The sequence below is a fragment of the Variovorax sp. GW822-FHT04E09 genome, from assembly GCF_058800845.1.
In genome coordinates, this window is record NZ_JBXAMR010000002.1 from 872,521 (window position 1) to 889,672 (window position 17,152).

15 protein-coding genes are annotated in these 17,152 nt (G+C 69.2%); 10 read left to right on the top strand and 5 right to left on the bottom strand.

Features of this window, described 5'->3' with window-relative positions; all coding sequences use genetic code 11:
• The first annotated feature begins 5 nt into the window (after positions 1–5).
• Positions 6–1,073: a DUF4241 domain-containing protein gene (locus AC1RL8_RS11475; RefSeq protein WP_492685358.1), complete on the top strand. Its 1,068-nt coding sequence runs from the start codon at positions 6–8 to the stop codon at positions 1,071–1,073.
• A gap of 13 nt (positions 1,074–1,086) precedes the next feature.
• Here AC1RL8_RS11475 and AC1RL8_RS11480 read toward each other — a convergent pair whose 3' ends face one another.
• Complete coding sequence (locus AC1RL8_RS11480; protein ID WP_062476442.1) at positions 1,087–1,995, bottom strand: LysR family transcriptional regulator; 909 nt, start codon at positions 1,993–1,995, stop codon at positions 1,087–1,089.
• Positions 1,996–2,147: 152 nt separating this feature from the next.
• Between AC1RL8_RS11480 and AC1RL8_RS11485 the strand changes: the two genes are divergently transcribed.
• From AC1RL8_RS11485 to mmsB, 5 genes are read left to right on the top strand one after another with little or no spacing between them, the layout of a single operon-like run.
• The gene (locus AC1RL8_RS11485; protein WP_492685359.1) at positions 2,148–3,671 is read left to right on the top strand and encodes a CoA-acylating methylmalonate-semialdehyde dehydrogenase; all 1,524 of its coding nucleotides are present in this window, start codon (positions 2,148–2,150) and stop codon (positions 3,669–3,671) included.
• Positions 3,668–4,066 (top strand): lysozyme inhibitor LprI family protein, encoded by a 399-nt coding sequence (locus AC1RL8_RS11490; protein ID WP_492685360.1) that lies wholly within the window; start codon positions 3,668–3,670, stop codon positions 4,064–4,066. The genes AC1RL8_RS11485 and AC1RL8_RS11490 overlap by 4 nt, the downstream gene beginning before the upstream one ends.
• Positions 4,063–5,217, top strand: coding sequence for an acyl-CoA dehydrogenase family protein (locus AC1RL8_RS11495; protein WP_070059332.1), 1,155 nt, complete (start codon positions 4,063–4,065; stop codon positions 5,215–5,217). Before AC1RL8_RS11490 ends, AC1RL8_RS11495 begins: the two co-directional genes overlap by 4 nt.
• Before the next feature lie 27 nt (positions 5,218–5,244).
• On the top strand, positions 5,245–6,363 hold the full coding sequence (locus tag AC1RL8_RS11500) for an enoyl-CoA hydratase/isomerase family protein (protein WP_492685361.1): 1,119 nt from the start codon (positions 5,245–5,247) through the stop codon (positions 6,361–6,363).
• 40 nt (positions 6,364–6,403) lie between these two features.
• Positions 6,404–7,300 (top strand): 3-hydroxyisobutyrate dehydrogenase, encoded by an 897-nt coding sequence (gene mmsB, locus AC1RL8_RS11505; protein ID WP_062476455.1) that lies wholly within the window; start codon positions 6,404–6,406, stop codon positions 7,298–7,300.
• Here mmsB and AC1RL8_RS11510 read toward each other — a convergent pair.
• Positions 7,285–8,550 (bottom strand): MFS transporter, encoded by a 1,266-nt coding sequence (locus tag AC1RL8_RS11510; protein WP_492685362.1) that lies wholly within the window; start codon positions 8,548–8,550, stop codon positions 7,285–7,287. The genes mmsB and AC1RL8_RS11510 overlap by 16 nt on opposite strands.
• 86 nt (positions 8,551–8,636) lie before the next feature.
• Positions 8,637–9,563, bottom strand: coding sequence for a LysR family transcriptional regulator (locus tag AC1RL8_RS11515; RefSeq protein WP_492685363.1), 927 nt, complete (start codon positions 9,561–9,563; stop codon positions 8,637–8,639).
• 100 nt (positions 9,564–9,663) lie between these two features.
• Between AC1RL8_RS11515 and metE the strand changes: the two genes are divergently transcribed.
• From metE to AC1RL8_RS11530, 3 genes are all read left to right on the top strand, one after another.
• Entirely contained in the window at positions 9,664–12,000 is a 2,337-nt protein-coding gene (metE, locus tag AC1RL8_RS11520) for a 5-methyltetrahydropteroyltriglutamate--homocysteine S-methyltransferase (RefSeq protein WP_492685364.1), read from the top strand.
• Positions 12,001–12,103: 103 nt separating this feature from the next.
• On the top strand, positions 12,104–12,892 hold the full coding sequence (locus AC1RL8_RS11525) for a hypothetical protein (RefSeq protein WP_492685365.1): 789 nt from the start codon (positions 12,104–12,106) through the stop codon (positions 12,890–12,892).
• Between the two features lie 197 nt (positions 12,893–13,089).
• Positions 13,090–13,434 (top strand): hypothetical protein, encoded by a 345-nt coding sequence (locus AC1RL8_RS11530; protein WP_062481853.1) that lies wholly within the window; start codon positions 13,090–13,092, stop codon positions 13,432–13,434.
• Between the two features lie 98 nt (positions 13,435–13,532).
• On the opposite strand, the gene AC1RL8_RS11535 is transcribed toward AC1RL8_RS11530, so the two are convergent.
• Positions 13,533–14,117 (bottom strand): DNA-3-methyladenine glycosylase I, encoded by a 585-nt coding sequence (locus AC1RL8_RS11535; protein WP_095744920.1) that lies wholly within the window; start codon positions 14,115–14,117, stop codon positions 13,533–13,535.
• A gap of 48 nt (positions 14,118–14,165) precedes the next feature.
• Between AC1RL8_RS11535 and AC1RL8_RS11540 the strand changes: the two genes are divergently transcribed.
• Complete coding sequence (locus AC1RL8_RS11540; protein WP_492685366.1) at positions 14,166–15,905, top strand: dipeptidase; 1,740 nt, start codon at positions 14,166–14,168, stop codon at positions 15,903–15,905.
• Between the two features lie 19 nt (positions 15,906–15,924).
• Here the strand turns inward: AC1RL8_RS11540 and AC1RL8_RS11545 are convergent, their stop codons facing one another.
• Entirely contained in the window at positions 15,925–17,001 is a 1,077-nt protein-coding gene (locus AC1RL8_RS11545) for a M48 family metalloprotease (RefSeq protein ID WP_492685367.1), read from the bottom strand.
• Positions 17,002–17,152: the final 151 nt, after the last annotated feature.

Sequence of the window (17,152 nt, forward strand, 5' to 3'; positions counted from 1 at the left end):
GGCGCATGGCCTATCTAGACATCGACAACCTCCAGAGCATTTTTCTTGACGGCGAGACGCTGCGCGCACGGCATCTGCAGCGCCAGCCTTGCGGGGCCCTGAACATCACGAGCGGCCGCATCGTGGCCTGCGATCCACTGGTGCAGCCCGAGCGCGAGCCTTTTGTTCGCAGCGTGAGCGGGCGCGGCGCATTCCCCGTGGAGGTGCTGCAAGGCGGCGGCCGCCATGCGCTGGCCGTGCTGTGGCTGCGTGAGCGAGGCAGTCTGCAGGCGAGCGAGTTGCACTGGGAGGCGGCGCTGCTCGAAGGGCAATCGCAGGACGAGCTCGGCAGCGACGAGTTCTATGGCTACCCGGTCGATGCCGGCGTCGGCTGCTTCATGGACGCCGACGGCGCCAAGGCCATGGCCGAGCGCGAGGCGCGCGAGTCCGCCACCAACCCCGAGTACGTGAGCTACTACGACGATGTGCTCGGCGCCGACCTCGCTTCGGCCGACATCGCCGATCACTACCCGTTGGGCGCGGGCAGCGCGAACAACGTGCTGATCTTCAGCGCCGGCTGGGGCGACGGCAGCTACCCGAGCTTCTGGGCGCTCGACGCCGCGGGCGAGCCCGTGGCGCTCGTGACCGACTTCATGGTCATGCAGGGTGGCGACGCGCGCGACGAGGACGACAAGCGCAGCGACGCCTACCTGGCCAGCCTCTCGCCCGAGAAGCTGGCAGCGCTTGAGGCGCTGGGCGCGGCGGCGGTCGCAGGCGATGCAGCGGCGATCCAGCCCCTGCTCGACGGCGGGCTCGCGCAGCCCAACGAGATCATTCCCTCGCTCGGCGAGACCGCGATCATGAGCGCCATCCGCATGAACCAGCTCGACGCGCTGCGCGTGCTGCTGGCGGCGCTGCCAGGCCAACTGCCGATGCCGCCGCAGTTCTACCGCATGGACGAGGAAGAGAGCTACCTCGACTACGCGCGCCGGCTGAAGAAGCCGCGCGTGGAGGGGCTGATCGAGCTGCTCGAAAAGGCCGCGGCGCCGGCGCCGGCGGCCAAGCCTGGGTTCCTGAAGCGCCTGTTTTCCTGAGCGCGCGAGCCGGTCACCTGGCGTTCGCCGCGCTGTCGGGCAACAGCACCTGCTGTTGCGCCGTGGCCGTCGCGCGCAGGAATTCCCACACCGTCTGCATGCGCGCCAGGTGCTTCGTTTCCGCCGGCATCGACATCCAGAAGGTCCGCGTGAAGTTCGCCGCGTCCGGCAGCACCGGCTTGAGCGCGCGGTCGTCCTGCGCGATGAACGCCGGCAGCACCGCAATCCCCGCACCCGCCGCCACCGCCCGGTGCTGCGCCAGCACGCTGGTGCTGCGCAGCGCAAAGCTGTCGGGGCGGTGCAGTTCGTCCAGGTACTGCAGCTCCTTGCTGAACAGCAGGTCGTCCACGTAGCTGATGAAGGTGTGGCCGCGCAGGTCTTCGCGCGTCTTGATGGGCTTGTGCGCCGCCAGGTACTGCTTCGACGCGTACAGGCGCAGCGTGTAGTCGGTGAGCTTGGTGACCACCACCGGCCCGCGCGCCGGCCGTTCGAGCGAGATCACGATGTCGGCCTCGCGCCGCGACAGGTGCACCAGCCGCGGCATCGCGAGAAGGTCGATGGTGAGCTTCGGGTGCTGCACCGCGAACAGCGCCAGCTGCGGCGCCAGCACCACCGTGCCGAAGCCCTCCGTGGCGCCGATGCGCACCAGCCCCGACAAGCCTTCTTGCGAGGCCGGCGCGGTGCTCTCCACGGCCTGGAAGGCGCTCTCCATCGCCTCGACCTGCGGCTGCAACCGGCGGCCCGCCTCGGTGAGCCGGTGGCCGCCGGCCTCGCGCGAAAACAGGGGCGCACCCACCTCCTTTTCGAGCGCCTGGATGCGCCGCGCGACGGTGGTGTGGTCGACCTCCAGCCGGCGCGCCGCGCTCATCAGCGTGCCCGAGCGGGCGAGTTCGAGAAAGTAGCGCAGGTTGTCCCAGTCCATGTGCGTGCGGCCTCGTGCAGGGTGGCGTGCGGTGCTTTGCATTTTTGCAAAGCGATGACGCATATTTGTCTATTGTCATGGCAAATCTGCAAAGCTAGGATGCCGGCTGCACCGGTTCGAACCGGTCCCGTATTCACAGGAGACAAACCCCCATGGACGCCACCACCACCCCCTCGACGCAGGTCGCCACCGTCAAGCTGCTCATCGGCGGCAAGTTCGTCGAATCGAAGACCACCGAATGGCGCGACGTCGTCAACCCGGCCACGCAGCAGGTGCTGGCCCGCGTGCCCTTCGCCACCCAGGCTGAACTCGACGCTGCCGTGGCCTCCGCCAAGGAAGCCTTCAAGACCTGGCGCAAGACCCCCCTCGGCGCGCGCGCCCGCATCTTCCTGAAGCTGCAGCAGCTCATCCGCGAGAACATGGGCGAACTCGCCGCGATCCTCACGGCCGAGCAGGGCAAGACGCTGCCGGACGCCGAAGGCGACGTGTTCCGCGGCCTCGAAGTGGTCGAGCACGCCTCGAACATCGGCAACCTGCAGCTCGGCGAGCTGGCCAACAACGTGGCCAACGGCGTCGACACCTACACGCTGCTGCAGCCGCTGGGCGTGTGCGCGGGCATCACGCCGTTCAACTTCCCGGCCATGATCCCGCTGTGGATGTTCCCGATGGCCATCGTCACCGGCAACACCTTCGTGCTCAAGCCTTCCGAGCAAGACCCGATGGTCACGATGCGCCTGTGCGAACTGGCGCTCGAAGCCGGCGTGCCGCCGGGCGTGCTGAACGTGGTGCACGGCGGCGAAGCCGTCGTCAACGGCATCTGCGACCACAAGGACATCAAGGCGGTCAGCTTCGTGGGCTCGACCAAGGTCGGCACGCACGTCTACAACCGCGCCACGCTGGCCGGCAAGCGCGCGCAATGCATGATGGGCGCGAAGAACCACGCCATCGTGATGCCCGACGCCAACAAGGAGCAGACGCTCAACGCACTGGCCGGCGCGAGCTTCGGCGCGGCGGGCCAGCGCTGCATGGCCGTGTCGGTCGCGGTGCTGGTGGGCGAGGCGCGCAACTGGGTGCCCGAGCTCATCGAGAAGGCCAAGACGCTGAAGATCGGTGCGGGCACTGAAAAGGGCGTGGACGTGGGCCCGCTGGTGTCTTGCGCAGCGTACGACCGCGTGAACAGCCTCATCGAACGCGGCGAAGCCGATGGCGCCAAGCTGGTGCTCGACGGCCGCAAGCCGACGGTGCCCGGCTACGAGAAGGGCAACTTCGTCGGCCCGACGATCTTCACCGGCGTGAAGCCCGGCATGACGATCTACGAACAGGAAGTGTTCGGCCCCGTGCTGTGCATTGCCGACGCCGAGACCATCGACGAAGCCATCGACCTGATCAACAGCAACCCGAACGGCAACGGCACGGCGATCTTCACGCAGTCGGGCGCCGCGGCGCGCCGCTTCCAGGAAGACATCGACGTCGGCCAGGTCGGCATCAACGTGCCGATCCCGGTGCCGGTCCCGATGTTCTCGTTCACCGGTTCGCGCGCCTCCAAGCTCGGCGACCTGGGCCCGTACGGCAAGCAGGTCATCATGTTCTACACGCAGACCAAGACCGTGACGGCACGCTGGTTCGACGACAGCACCGTCTCGCACGGCGTCAACACCACGATCAGCCTCAAGTGAGGCAGGGGCTTCGCGTCGCAGCCTGGGCCGCCGCGGCGGCGCTTGCCCTGCTGGCCGGCGGGGCGCAGGCGGCCGGCTCCGACGAGCCGGTCGACTGCAACCCCAACGGCAACCAGCAGCAGATGAACGACTGCGCGCTGCGCGATTTCCGCGCGGCCGACGCCGAGCTCAACATCCGCTACGGCGAGGTGATGAAGACGCTCTCGCCGCAGATGCGCGTCGCGCTGCGCACCGAGCAGCGGGCCTGGCTCAAGGGCCGCGACCCGGGGTGCAAGCGGGCCGCGAAGGCGAACGAAGGCGGCTCGATCTGGCCGCTGGTGTTCAACGCGTGCCTGGAAAAATCGACCCGCAAACGCACCGCCGAACTGGACCTCTGGAAGGGTCGTCAACCATGAATTTCGAACTGTCCGAAGAACAGAACGCCTTTGCACAGACCGCGCGCGATTTCGCGCAGGCCGAGTTCGCACCGCACGCCGCGCAGTGGGACGCCGAGGCGGTCTTTCCGCGCGAGGCCATCGCCAAGGCCGGCGAGCTGGGCTTTTGCGGCCTGTACGCGCCCGAGCGCATCGGCGGCCTGGGCCTGCCGCGGCTCGACTCGGCGCTGGTGTTCGAGGAAATGGCCGCGGTCGACCCGTCGACCACGGCCTTCATCACGATCCACAACATGGCGACGTGGATGCTCGGCACCTGGGCCACCGACGCGGTGGCGCAGCAGTGGGGCGAAGACCTCACGAGCGGGCGCAAGCTGGCGTCGTACTGCCTGACCGAACCGGGCGCGGGCTCCGACGCGGGTTCGCTGAAGACGCGCGCCGAACTGCAAGGTGCCGAGTACGTGATCAACGGCAACAAGGCCTTCATCTCCGGCGCCGGCTCGACCGACGTGCTGGTGCTCATGGCCCGCACGGGCGGCGCGGGCGCCAGCGGCATCTCGGCCTTCGCGGTGCCGGCCGACGCGCCGGGCGTGAGCTACGGCAAGAAGGAGCACAAGATGGGCTGGAACAGCCAGCCCACGCGCACCATCAACTTCGACAACGTGCGCGTGCCGGCGCAGAACCTGCTGGGCAAGGAAGGCGAGGGCTTTCGCATCGCCATGAAGGGCCTGGACGGCGGGCGCATCAACATCGCGACCTGCTCGGTGGGCGCGGCGCAGGGCGCGCTCGACGCGGCGCGCCGCTACCTGCACGAGCGCCAGCAGTTCGGCAAGCCGATCGCGAGCTTCCAGGCGCTGCAGTTCAAGCTGGCCGACATGGCGACCGAGCTGGTCGCCGCGCGGCAGATGGTGCGGCTGGCCGCCAGCAAGCTCGACGCGGGCCATGCGGATGCGAGCACCTATTGCGCGATGGCCAAGCGCTTCGCGACCGATGCGGGCTTCAATGTCTGCAACGACGCGCTGCAGCTGCACGGCGGCTACGGCTACCTCAGCGAGTTCCCGCTCGAGCGCCTGGTGCGCGACACGCGCGTGCACCAGATCCTCGAAGGCACCAACGAAATCATGCGCGTCATCGTTGCGCGAAAATTGCTGGAAGGCGACAGCGACATCCGCTGACTCCGCCGCACCCAGGACCTGAAAACAATGACCGACAACGTAGTTCTCTTCAACGAAATCAAGACAGCCGGCGGCCAGCGTTTTGCTGTGGCCACGCTCAATGCGCCGGCTTCGCTCAACGCACTGTCCGTGGACATGGTGCGCCTGCTCACGCCCAAGCTGCGTGAATGGGCGGCCGACGCCGGCATCGTCGGCGTGCTGCTCGACGCGGCGGGCGAGAAGGCCTTCTGCGCTGGCGGCGACCTGCGCCAGCTGTACCAGACGCTGCTCGACTGCGGCCCCGAACGCAACACCTACGCTGAAGACTTCTTCCGCGAGGAGTACGAGCTCGACCACCTGATCCACACCTTCCCCAAGCCCTTCCTGTGCTGGGGCCACGGCATCGTGATGGGCGGCGGCGTGGGCCTGCTGGCAGGCGCTTCGCACCGCGTGATGACGCTGCAAAGCCGCATCGCCATGCCCGAGATCAACATCGGCCTGTACCCCGACGTGGGCGGCAGCTGGTTCCTGCGCCGCACGCCGGGCCGCACGGGCCTGTTCCTGGCGCTCACGGCCGCCAACATCAACGCGCACGACACCATCTTCTGCGGCCTGGCCGACGTGCTGGTGCCGCAGGAGCGCAAGGCCGACGTGCTCGCGGCCATCGCGTCCACGCAGTGGGCCGGCGGCGACGCCAAGGCCGACCGCGCCACGCTGTCGCGCATCCTGGCCCAGGCGGGCGAGGGCGCCGAGATGCCCGCGTCGAAGGTGCGCGAGCACTACGACACCATCAACGCGCTGATGGCCGGCGACGACCTGCTCGACATCGCCAAGCGCCTGCGCGAGGTGCAAAGCGACGACGCCTGGCTGCAGACTGCTTCGAAGACCTTCGCCAAGGGCGCGCCGAGCTCCATCGCGCTGAGCTTCGAGCTCTGGCAGCGCGTGCCGCGCATGTCGCTGGCCGAGGTGTTCCGCCTCGAGTACTGGGCCTCGCTGGGCTTCTGCGCGAACAAGGATTTCGCCGAAGGCATCCGCGCCGTGCTGGTCGACAAGGACCGCAACCCGCGCTGGAACCCCGCCACGCTCGAAGAGATCACGCCGGCCTTCGTCGAAGACCACCTGCGTCCGCGCGGCGAGATGCCGGCGGAACTGGCCTCGCTGACCTGACCGGCCCCATTCCCTGCACAGAACAACGGAGACAAGACACATGAAGATCGCATTCATCGGCCTGGGCAACATGGGCGGCCCGATGGCCCTGAACCTGCACAAGGCAGGCCACACGCTCAGCGCCTTCGACCTCTCGGCCGAAGCCTGCAAGAAGTTCGCTGCCGAAGGCCTGCCGATCGCCAAGTCGGCGGCCGAGACCGTGGCCGGCGCCGAGGTGGTGATCAGCATGCTGCCCGCCAGTGCGCACGTCGAGGGCCTGTTCCTCGGCGGCGCCGGCAAGCCCGGCCTGCTTGACAGCATCCAGGCCGGCACGCTCGTGATCGACAGCAGCACCATCGCCGCCGCCACCTCGCGCAAGGTGGCCGAGGCCGCCGCGGCCAAGGGCGTCGCGATGATCGATGCGCCCGTGTCGGGCGGCACCGGCGGCGCCATTGCCGGCACGCTGACCTTCATGGTCGGCGGCGACACCCAAGACCTGGAGCGTGCGCGCCCGGTGCTCGAGAAGATGGGCGCCAACATCTTCCACGCCGGCGCGGCCGGCGCGGGCCAGACCGCCAAGATCTGCAACAACATGCTGCTCGGCATCCTGATGATCGGCACCTCGGAAGCGCTCGCACTGGGCGTGGCCAACGGGCTCGACCCGAAGGTGCTGTCCGAAATCATGCGCCGCAGCTCGGGCGGCAACTGGGCGCTCGAGAAGTACAACCCCGTGCCCGGCGTGATGGAAGCAGCGCCGGCCTCGAAGAACTACGCCGGCGGCTTCGGCACCGACCTGATGCTCAAGGACCTGGGCCTGGCGCAGGAAAATGCCACCGCGGTGCGCGCGGCCACGCCGCTGGGCGGCCTGGCACGCAGCCTGTACGCAGCGCACAGCCTCGCGGGCCACGGCGCGCTCGATTTCTCGAGCGTGCTGAAGCTGGTTCAGAAAGCCGGCTGAACGGCGCGCCGGCCGCGCCGTGCCATCGCGAGCAGCAGGCCGGCCGCCACGAGGTTGGCGCCGATCGCCACGAGGATCGGCAGCAGGTAGCTGCGCGTGAGGTCGAAGGCGAAGCCCGCGGCGCTCGGCCCGATCAGCGTGCCGATGGCGACGCTGGTGTACAGGATGCCGATGATCGCGCCGATGTGGCGCCCGCCGAACCAGTCCATCACCAGCGCGGGCAGCAGCGCCACGAAGCCGCCGTAGAACACGCCGTAGGCGAAGGCGAACAGGGCCAGCCCCCAGAACCCGCCCGACACGGCCCACACCACCAGCGACAACGCCATGCCCGCCGACATCAGCGGCAGCGCATGGTCGCGGCCCATGCGGTCGGCCAGCCCGCCCAGGAAGAAGCGGCCCGCCGTGCTGCCCACGCCGATCGCGCCGAGCAGCAGCACCGCCGACGACGCCGCCACGCCGTGGTCGAGCGCGTAGGGCACCAGGTGCACGAAGGGCACGAACAAGCCGAACGAGCTGATGAGGCAGGCCGCGTACAGCCCCGCGAAACGGCCTGAGCCCACGGCCTCGCGCACTGAGGCGCCGGGCGGCAGCGCGGTGGCGGCCTGCGCCTGCGGCGGGTCGCCATCGGGCCCGAGGCCGCGTGCGCGCGGATCGTTCTCGACCAGCAGCGCCATGCCCACGCCCACCACGGCCGCAAGCACGCCGAGCGCCAGGTAGGCATCGCGCCAGCCCAGCGTATCGATGAGCCACGAGGCCAGCGGCGGCATCGCCAGCGTGCCCACGCCGATGCCGCTCACAGCCAGCCCCGAGGCGAAGCCGCGCTGGCGCACAAACCAGCGCTGCACCGCGCCCAGCACCGGAACGTACGAGGCACCCACGCCAAGGCCGACGCCAAGACCGTAGGCCCAGAAGATCTGCGTCAGGCTGCGCGCCTGCCCCGCGAGCACCAGCCCGAGGCCGACCAGCACCATGCCCGCGACGGCGAGCCGCCGCGCGCCCCAGCGGTCGGCGAGCGGGCCGCTGAACACGCCGAGCCCGAAGTACAGGAAGCCCGCGAGCGAGAACACCAGCGACACCTCGCCGCGCGAGGCGCCGAAGTCGCGCTGCAGCGCATCGAGGAACGCGCTGAAGGTGTAGGCGCAGCCGAAGCCCACGAACATGACGGCGAAGGCGCCGGCGACCACGAGCCAGCCGTGGAAGAAGCGGGGGCGTGGCGCGGCGGGGGAGTCGGGCGTGTTCGGCGATGTCATGGGGCGATCCGTGGTGGTGGTCGATCTTCAGGCCGTGCACCACCACGCACTGGCCGGATTCGGACGTGATCCTCCCGCCCTCGGGCTCACAGCAATTCGATCCCCGGCAGGCTCTTGAAGCAGCTCTCGCGCGTGACGCGCACGAAGTCGTCCAGCCAGGGCCGCGCCGACGTCGCCTGCGTGCAGGCCATGTACAGCCGCCCCGTCAGGCCCCGGGCGCCCACGCGGCGCGCCGTGACGTAGCCGCGGTCGAGGTAATTCTGCACCGCCCACAGCGGCAGCGTGGCCACGCCGCGCCCGCTGGCCACCAGCTGCAGCATCGCCACCGTGAGCTCGGTCGTGCGCCGGTGCGCGGGCTCGACGCCGGCGGGCGCCAGCACCTGGCGCACGATGTCGAGCATCTCGTCGGGCACGGGGTAGGTGATGAGCGTCTGGTCGGCGAAGTGCCGGGCCGTGAGGTGGGGCTTGGCCGTCAGCGCATGGTCGTTGGCCAGCAGCGCGACGATCTCGAAGCGGAACAGCGCGTGGTAGTCGACCGTTTCATCGGGGTCTTCCTCGGAGACGATCGCCACCTCGGCGCGGTTCTGCATCACGAGCGCGATCGGGTCGGGGTGAAAGCCCGAGACGATGTCCAGCTCGATCTCGGGCCAGCGCTGGCGAAAGGCGTCCATGGCGGGCATCAGCCAGTCGAAGCAGGTGTGGCACTCGACCACGATGCGCAGCTGCCCGCTGCGCCCCAGCGCGAGCCGCGCCACGTCGCGCTCGGCTTCTTCGACGAGCGGCAGCGCGGTGTCGGCCAGCTGCAACAACCGCAGCCCCATGGTGCTGAACTGCGGCGGCACCGACTTGCGCTCGAACAGCTGCGCGCCGTAGCGCTCTTCGAGCAGCTTGATCTGGTGCGACAGCGCCGACTGCGTGAGGTTGAGCAGCTGCGCCGCGCGCACCAGGCTGCCGGTGTCGCGCAGCGCGGCCAGCGTGCGCAGGTGGCGGATCTCGAGGATGGACTGCATCATGAAAATGATTCAAGCGAACGGGCAAAAGGTTTCGTTTGAATCATATGCGCCAAACGCCGACCATCACCGCTTTCCAAGACCAGCGACCGGATTACCTGCAATGACCACCCGTACCCACATCCTCGGCTTTCCGCGCATGGGCGCCCACCGGGAACTCAAGTTCGCCCTCGAGAAGCACTGGCGCGGCGAAACCGGCCACGCGGCGCTCGAAGCCGTTGGCGAGGCGCTGCGCGCGCGCCACTGGCAGGCGCAGCGCGACGCGGGGCTCGACTTCGTGACCGTGGGCGACTTCGCCTTCTACGACCACGTGGCCAACCACATCCAGCTGCTGGGCTGCGAGCCGGCGCGTTTCAACTTCAGCGGCGACGAGCCCGAGCTGTCGCGCTACTTCAAGATGGCGCGCGGGGTGGAAGACGAGGCGGGCCACGTGCACGACGACAGCTGCAACCACGGCGCCGAAGGCACCTTCGCGCTCGAGATGACCAAGTGGTTCGACACCAACTACCACTACCTCGTGCCCGAGTTCGATGCGGCCACGCAGTTCAGGCTGGCATCGACGCGCCTGTTCGACGAGGTCGCGCAGGCGCAGCAGGCCGGCCACGCGGCCAAGGCCGTGCTGCTCGGGCCGCTGAGCTTCCTGTACCTGGGCAAGGAGAAGGCGGCCGGCTTCGACCGCTTCTCGCTGCTCGAATCGCTGCTGCCCGTGTACGAGCAGGTGCTCGGCCGGCTCAAGCAGCAGGGCGTGGAGTGGGTGCAGATCGACGAGCCGATTTTGGGCCTCGACCTGCCCGAGGCCTGGCGCAACGCCTTCGAGCGCGTGTACTGGCAGATCGCGCGCAATGCGCCGAAGCTGCTGCTGGCGAGCTACTTCTCGCCGCTGTCCGAGAACCTGCGCCTGGCCTGCCAGCTGCCCGTGGCCGGGCTGCACGTCGATGCCGTGCGCGCGCCGCAGGAGCTGACCGGCGTGGCCGACTGGCTGCCGGCGCACAAGGTGCTGTCGGTCGGCGTGGTCGACGGCCGCAACATCTGGCGCACCGACGTCGACGTGGCGCTGGGCAAGCTCAGGCCCGTGGCCGAGAAGCACCAGGGCGAGCTGTGGATCGCGCCGTCGTGCTCGCTGCTGCATGTGCCGTTCAGCCTCGCGGCCGAGACGAAGCTCGACACCGAACTGACCTCGTGGCTCGCCTTCGCCATCGAGAAGCTCGACGAGTTGCGCGTGCTGCGCGCCGCCGTCGAAGGCCACGAAGCCTCGGTGGCCGCCGAACTCACGGCCGCGCGTACTGCTGTGGCCGCGCGCCGCGCCAGCCCGCGCGTGCACCGCGCCGACGTGGCGCTGCGCTTGGCACGCAGCGTGGCCGGCGACGACTGCCGCGTGTCCGCTTTCCCGCAGCGCCAGCAGCTGCAGCGCACGCGCTTCGCATTGCCCGCGCTGCCGACCACCACCATCGGCTCGTTCCCGCAGACCGCCGAGATCCGCGCAGCCCGCGCCGCCTTCAAGCGCGGCGAGCTCGATGCCGCCGGCTACCGCGAGAAGATGCGTGCGGAGATCGCACTGGCCGTGCGCAAGCAGGAAGCTCTGGGCATCGATGTGCTGGTGCATGGCGAGGCCGAGCGCAACGACATGGTCGAGTACTTCGGCGAGCAGCTCGACGGCTTTGCCTTCACGGCCAACGGCTGGGTGCAGTCGTACGGTTCGCGCTGCGTGAAGCCGCCGGTGATCTTCGGCGACGTGGCACGCCCGGCGCCGATGACGGTCGAATGGACCGCCTACGCGCAGAGCCTCACCAAGTTGCCGATGAAGGGCATGCTGACCGGCCCCGTGACGATCCTGCAGTGGTCCTTCGTGCGCGACGACCAGCCGCGCGCCACCACCTGCGAGCAGATCGCCTGGGCAATCCGCGACGAAGTGGTGGACCTCGAGGGCGCCGGCATCGGCATCATCCAGATCGACGAGCCCGCCATCCGCGAAGGCCTGCCGCTGCGCCGTGCGGGCTGGCCCGCGTACCTGAAGGCGGCCACGCGCGCCTTCCGCATCAGCGCCTCGGGCGTGCGCGACCAGACGCAGATCCACACGCACATGTGCTATTCGGAGTTCAACGACATCCTGCCGGAGATCGCCGCGATGGACGCCGACGTGATCACCATCGAGACCAGCCGCTCGGACATGGAGCTGCTGCGCGGCTTCGGCGGGGAGGGCGGCTTTCGCTACCCGAACGAGATCGGCCCCGGCGTGTACGACATCCACTCGCCGCGCGTGCCCTCGGTCGACGAGATCGTGCGCCTCATGCGCAAGGCCGCGCAGGTGGTGCCGGGCGAGAACCTCTGGATCAACCCCGACTGCGGCCTCAAGACCCGCGGCTGGCCCGAGACCGAGGCGGCGCTGTCGAACATGGTGGCGGCCGCGAGGCTGCTGCGCGGGGAGCTGGCGCAGGCCTGATAAAGGGCGCGGGATCGCGGCGTGCCAATAATGCGGGATGTCCTTGCTGTCCCGTCTGTCGCCGTCCCGTTGCCTCTTGTTGCTGTCGTTGCTCCTCGCCCCCTTGACGGGGTGGACGCAGGACCGCGCGCAGGCCTTGCTCCAGTTCGAGGGCGTGCAGGCGCGCTACCAGAACGCCTACGGCCCCGGTGCCGTGTCGCGCGGCGCGCGCGAGCTGCTGGAGCCGCCCGACCTGGCCATTGCCGACAAGGCCCTGCAGTCGCTCGACGTGGCGGCCGGCCGCGCCTTCGACGTGAACGCCTCGGTGGCCGCGATCCGTCAGGACGTGGCGGCGGCCGGGCAGGGCGCCGCCGCGCCGGCGCCGCAGGTGCTGGAGGCCGTGGCGCGCCTGGCGAAGCTGCGCGCCGACTACGCCGCGATGGACGAGCCCGCCAAGGTGACGTTCTTCCACCAGCAGCACGCGCGGCCAGCCGACCCGGCGCGCGTCGAACTGCTGGCGCGCATGACGGTGGCCGAGGCGCGCGAGATCGATTTCTCGAGCCAGCTGCTCATGAGCGCGGTGGTCAAGCAGCTGGCGCGCGGCAATGCCGGGCAGTTCAGTTCGCTGCCCGACCGCACGCTCGACACCGCGCTCGATTCGCTGTGGTCGCGCGGCGTGACCTCGCCGCGGCCGCGCAACCTGATGACCGTGGCGCGCGAGTTCGAAAAGCTGGTCACGCAGGCGCTGCTGCTGGCGCTGCCCGACGCCGACGTGGCCGCCTTGCTCGCCTGGCGCAACGAACCGCAGGCCGCCGCCGAGCGCGAGGCGCTGCTGGGCAGCTACCGCGCCGAGGTCAAGGGCAGCGGCGCGGTCGCGATCCGCACGCTGGTGCGCAGCTGGGGGCGGCCCTGAGACTTGACGACAGAGCGCCAAAGTTTGCAAACTCGGGGGCGTTTGTACGAAAAAGTTTCACGCGAACCCCGCATGTCGGAAAGTTCCCCGTGATTGTTTCAATTCCGTGAACACTGCGATTCAGATTGACTGGGGTTTACCCTAGGAATTTGGCGCACACTTCAGGGCATCCAAAGCCCGATCAAGAAGGAATTGAAATGAAGACCTCGAACATCCTCGCCGCCGCTGCTCTCTCCCTGCTCGCCGCCGCTGGCGCCGCCCACGCTGAGACCTACGAAGGCGTTCACGCCGTGACCTCCGGCTACAGCCGTGCCGACGTGGCACCGCAAGCCGTGGCCGCCGCCCGTGCCGGCAACGAATACAGCGACGCCGTGTCGGCCAGCGTGGCCCCCGTGCTGGCCTCGTCGGTGGACCGCGCTTCGGTCCGCGCCGAAGCCGTGGCAGCCGCCCACGCTCCCGGCCAGAACCTGCGCCGCGAATCCTTCGCCGGCAGCGTGATCCCCTCGCAGGCACGCAGCTTCACGCGCCAGGCTGGCCTGTGATCGACGGCGGCGCGAGCCGCCTCGGTTAACAAGACCACCACCCGAAAGAACCGGACCGTGCAATAGCACCGTCCGGTTTTTTCACGTCTGTGCTGTGCTCAGGCGCGCCGATGGCTGCGGTGGCAATGGCAGTCGGGCGCGTGGTCGTCGACGATGCCCGTGGCCTGCATCCAGGCATAAACGATCACCGGTCCGACGAACTTGAAGCCGCGCTGCTTCAGCGCCTTGGACATCGTTTCGGACAGCGGCGTCTGCGTGGGCACCGTGCCCGTCGTGTTGACGACCGGCTGGCCGCCCGCCAGGCCCCAGACGAAATCAGAGAAATCTTCGCCCGCCGCCTGCATGGCCAGGTAGGCCTTGGCGTTGCCGATGGCGGCTTCGATCTTGGCGCGCGAGCGCACGATGCCCGCGTCCTGCATGAGGCGTTCGACATCGGCCGGCGTGAAGCGCGCCACGGTCTCGGGCACGAAGCCCTCGAAGGCCGCGCGAAAGGCGTCGCGCTTGCGCAGGATGGTGAGCCACGACAGGCCGGCCTGGAAGCCGTCGAGCATCAGCTTTTCCCACAGCGCGCGGCTGTCGCGTTCGGGCACGCCCCATTCGGCGTCGTGGTAGCTGGCCAGCAGCGGATCGGTGCGGGCCCAGGCGCATCGCTGGGGCGAAGATTGGCTGTCGTCGTGAGGCATGGCTCGGCTATCGTCGGGGAATGTTTTCGGAATGAGGGGGTGACCCTGATGCAGCAGTCTCGTTTTTCATTGTCGGCGCTTTCGCTGGCTCTCATGGCGCTCGCCGTCGCTGTCCCGGCCGGTGCCGAGACCCTCAAGAAGCCCGCGCTCGACCAGCTCGCCGCCGCCTGGAAGGGCGGCCGCACGGCGCCCGATTTCAAGGCCTTCCTGGCGCAGGCCGCACAGGCCCAGCCCGCGCTGCAGCCCAGCGTGGCGGCCTACGCCGGCGGCAAGTCGCTGGCGGGCGACGACCTCGTCAACATCGCGCGCCTGCTCGGCCTGTACAACCGACTGCAGAACCAGCAGGCCGTGATCGCCAGCATCGGCACCATGGTGGCCTTGCCCACGGTACGCAACGTGCAGGTGCCGCCGCACGAGAGCCCGCCGATGGTCGCGTTCGGCCAGCTGGTCGAGAAGATGGCGAAAGATTTCGGGCTGGGCTACCGCAACGTCGACGGCCGCATCTTCGAAGTGAGCCTCAAGGGCCGCGGCAGCGAGGAGTTCGGCATCCTCACGCACGCCGACGTGGTGCCGGCCGTGCTGTCCGAATGGGTGCTCGACGACGGCACGCGCCTGGATCCCTTCGCGATGACGCGCGTGGGCGACTTCCTCTACGGGCGCGGCACCATCGACGACAAGGGCTCCATCGCCGCCGTGCTCTACGCCATGAAGGCCGTGAAGGACAGCGGCCTGCCGGTGGAACGCGGCGTGCGCCTGATGATCGAGACCACCGAGGAAACCGGCGGCGACGCGATGCAGTACTACCGCGACAAGACGCCGCTGCCGGCCTACAACATCGTGCTCGACAGCAAGTACCCCGCGGTCGTGGCCGAGAAGGGCTCGGGCGCGCTCAAGGTGTTCTTCCCCGCGGAAGCGGCCGACCCTGCCGCAACCGCCATCACCGCGATGAGCGGCGCCGCTTCGGCGAATGCGATCCCGCAAACCGCGACCGCCACGCTCAAGGGCGGCGACCTTGCGGCCGTGGCCGCGAAGCTCGAAGCCGCCAAAGCCGCCTTCGTGCGCAAGTACGAAAGCCAGGGCGGCAAGTTCGCGATCGACATCGCGCGCGGCGCAGAGGCCGTCGAGCTGAAGGTCACGGGCACCTCGGCCCACGGCTCGCGACCCGAAGAAGGCGTGAACCCCGTGCCGCGGCTGGCGCTGTTCCTGAAGGAGTCCGGCGTGCCGCTGGCCGCCAACCCCTACCTGCGGGCCGTGCAGTACATCGATGCGCTCTACGGCACCGGCTACCTTGGCGAGAAGATGGGGCTGGGCTACCAGGACGACTTCATGGGCCCGCTCACGATGTCGCCCACGCTGGTGCGCATGGGCGCCGACGGCCGCCTCGAGGTGACGGCCAACGTGCGCATGCCGCGCGGCCGCACGCCCGACGAACTGAAGGCGCAGGCGGCGGCCAAGGTCAACGGCTGGGCCACGGCCAGCCAGGTGAAGCTGGAGTTGGCCTACGACCAGGGCAACTGGATGGCGCGCGACCCGAAGGGCGCGTGGCTCTCGACCCTGCTCAACATCTTCGGCGACACCACTGGCCTCGAAGCCAAGCCCGTGCCCACCGCCGGCAGCACCACGGCCAAGCTGATGCCCAACGCCATCAACTTCGGCCCCGCGATGCCCGGCAAGAAGTACACGGCGCACAATGCCAAGGAATACAAGGAAGTGCCCGACCTCGACGCCGACATGCAGATGTTCACCGAGATGCTGGTGCGCATCGGCAACCTGCAGCAGATGCAGTAGCGGCCCGCGCCGCGGCGCGTCAGGATTTCGATGTCGCCAGGGGCACCAGCGGTGCCCCGTTCTTCGTCTTGGCCTGGATTTCCGCGATGGTGCGCCGCATCGCGACGAAGCGTTTGGCGGAGCTCGGCGGGGGGCTCATGAAGCCCTTCTTCCTCGCGCCGGCCGTGTGCACCCCGAGCTCGCGCCAGATTCGTTCGGCGCCGTCGATGTCGTAGCCCGCCGCGGCCACCATGTAGAGGCCGAGGTAGTCGGCCTCGGCGTCGAACTGCTGCGAGAAGGGCGACGACAGCGCCTCTTGCGCCAGCCCGGTGCCGCCCAGCGCGCCATCCACGATGCCGGCCGCGATGCCCACCGCGCGCGTCTTGCCGCCATGCGACAGCACGCCGTTGGCCAGCTCGTGTCCCAGCACGATCGCGAGGTCGCGGTTGTCGGGAAAGAAGCGCATCAGCGCCGAGTTGACGACGATCTCGTGCCCGTCGTTCTCCGCATGGACCTCGTTCTTCATGCGCGTGACGGCGGTGTAGTTGCACGCCGTGGTGTACGGCAGGCGCAGCGCCGTCGACTGGCCCTCGCGCTGCACCACGGCTTCCAGCCAGCCTTCGCGTTTCGCGGGCTTGGTGCGCGCGGCGTCGATCAGCACCGCGTTGAGCCGATCGATCCCTTTCTCACCCGCGGGCAGCGGCTTGCCGCCGACGGAAAGCAGCACGTCCCCGGCGCGCAGCGGCGTGGCCGGCGCCTGCTTCCTGTCGAGCGTCCACAGCACGGTCAGCCGGTCGTCCAGGTGCAGGGTCTGCTTCGCCGCCGCGCGTTCTTCCTTCTCGAAGCTCCTCAGGCTGGCGATGTGCGCGCCCAGGCTGGCCCGCACGTCGCCGCCGCAGAACGGCGCGCTGTGCTCCAGGAGCGGGATCGCCACGTCGTCGAGCCGGCGCTGCAGCGTCATGCGGTGGTTCAGTGACAGCGACTGCTGCAGGGATTGTTCCTGCACGACGTCGGGGTCGTCGCTGGCCGGCCGGATGGAGGCGGCGCAGGCCGTGAGGACAAAGGTGGCTGCGATCGACGCGCAGGCCGGGAAGAAGGACGGGCGAGGGTTGTTCATTCGCTCAAGAGGTGCTCGGCATCGGTCGCATCCAGGCGCGGACGCGATGCCAGATGCCATCGAGGGAAGGGGAGTTGCCCGGTGGCGATGGCGACCGGGCGTTCCAGGCAAGGCGAGGTGCCGCGCCCGCTTGGCATTGTGGGAGCGCGAG

Coding starts and splice junctions, on each gene's coding strand:
- AC1RL8_RS11475 (WP_492685358.1), top strand. CDS start 6: ATGGCCTATCTAGACATCGACAACCTCCAGAGCATTTTTCTTGACGGC.
- AC1RL8_RS11480 (WP_062476442.1), bottom strand. CDS start 1,995: ATGGACTGGGACAACCTGCGCTACTTTCTCGAACTCGCCCGCTCGGGC.
- AC1RL8_RS11485 (WP_492685359.1), top strand. CDS start 2,148: ATGGACGCCACCACCACCCCCTCGACGCAGGTCGCCACCGTCAAGCTG.
- AC1RL8_RS11495 (WP_070059332.1), top strand. CDS start 4,063: ATGAATTTCGAACTGTCCGAAGAACAGAACGCCTTTGCACAGACCGCG.
- AC1RL8_RS11500 (WP_492685361.1), top strand. CDS start 5,245: ATGACCGACAACGTAGTTCTCTTCAACGAAATCAAGACAGCCGGCGGC.
- mmsB (WP_062476455.1), top strand. CDS start 6,404: ATGAAGATCGCATTCATCGGCCTGGGCAACATGGGCGGCCCGATGGCC.
- AC1RL8_RS11510 (WP_492685362.1), bottom strand. CDS start 8,550: ATGACATCGCCGAACACGCCCGACTCCCCCGCCGCGCCACGCCCCCGC.
- AC1RL8_RS11515 (WP_492685363.1), bottom strand. CDS start 9,563: ATGATGCAGTCCATCCTCGAGATCCGCCACCTGCGCACGCTGGCCGCG.
- metE (WP_492685364.1), top strand. CDS start 9,664: ATGACCACCCGTACCCACATCCTCGGCTTTCCGCGCATGGGCGCCCAC.
- AC1RL8_RS11530 (WP_062481853.1), top strand. CDS start 13,090: ATGAAGACCTCGAACATCCTCGCCGCCGCTGCTCTCTCCCTGCTCGCC.
- AC1RL8_RS11535 (WP_095744920.1), bottom strand. CDS start 14,117: ATGCCTCACGACGACAGCCAATCTTCGCCCCAGCGATGCGCCTGGGCC.
- AC1RL8_RS11540 (WP_492685366.1), top strand. CDS start 14,166: ATGCAGCAGTCTCGTTTTTCATTGTCGGCGCTTTCGCTGGCTCTCATG.
- AC1RL8_RS11545 (WP_492685367.1), bottom strand. CDS start 17,001: ATGAACAACCCTCGCCCGTCCTTCTTCCCGGCCTGCGCGTCGATCGCA.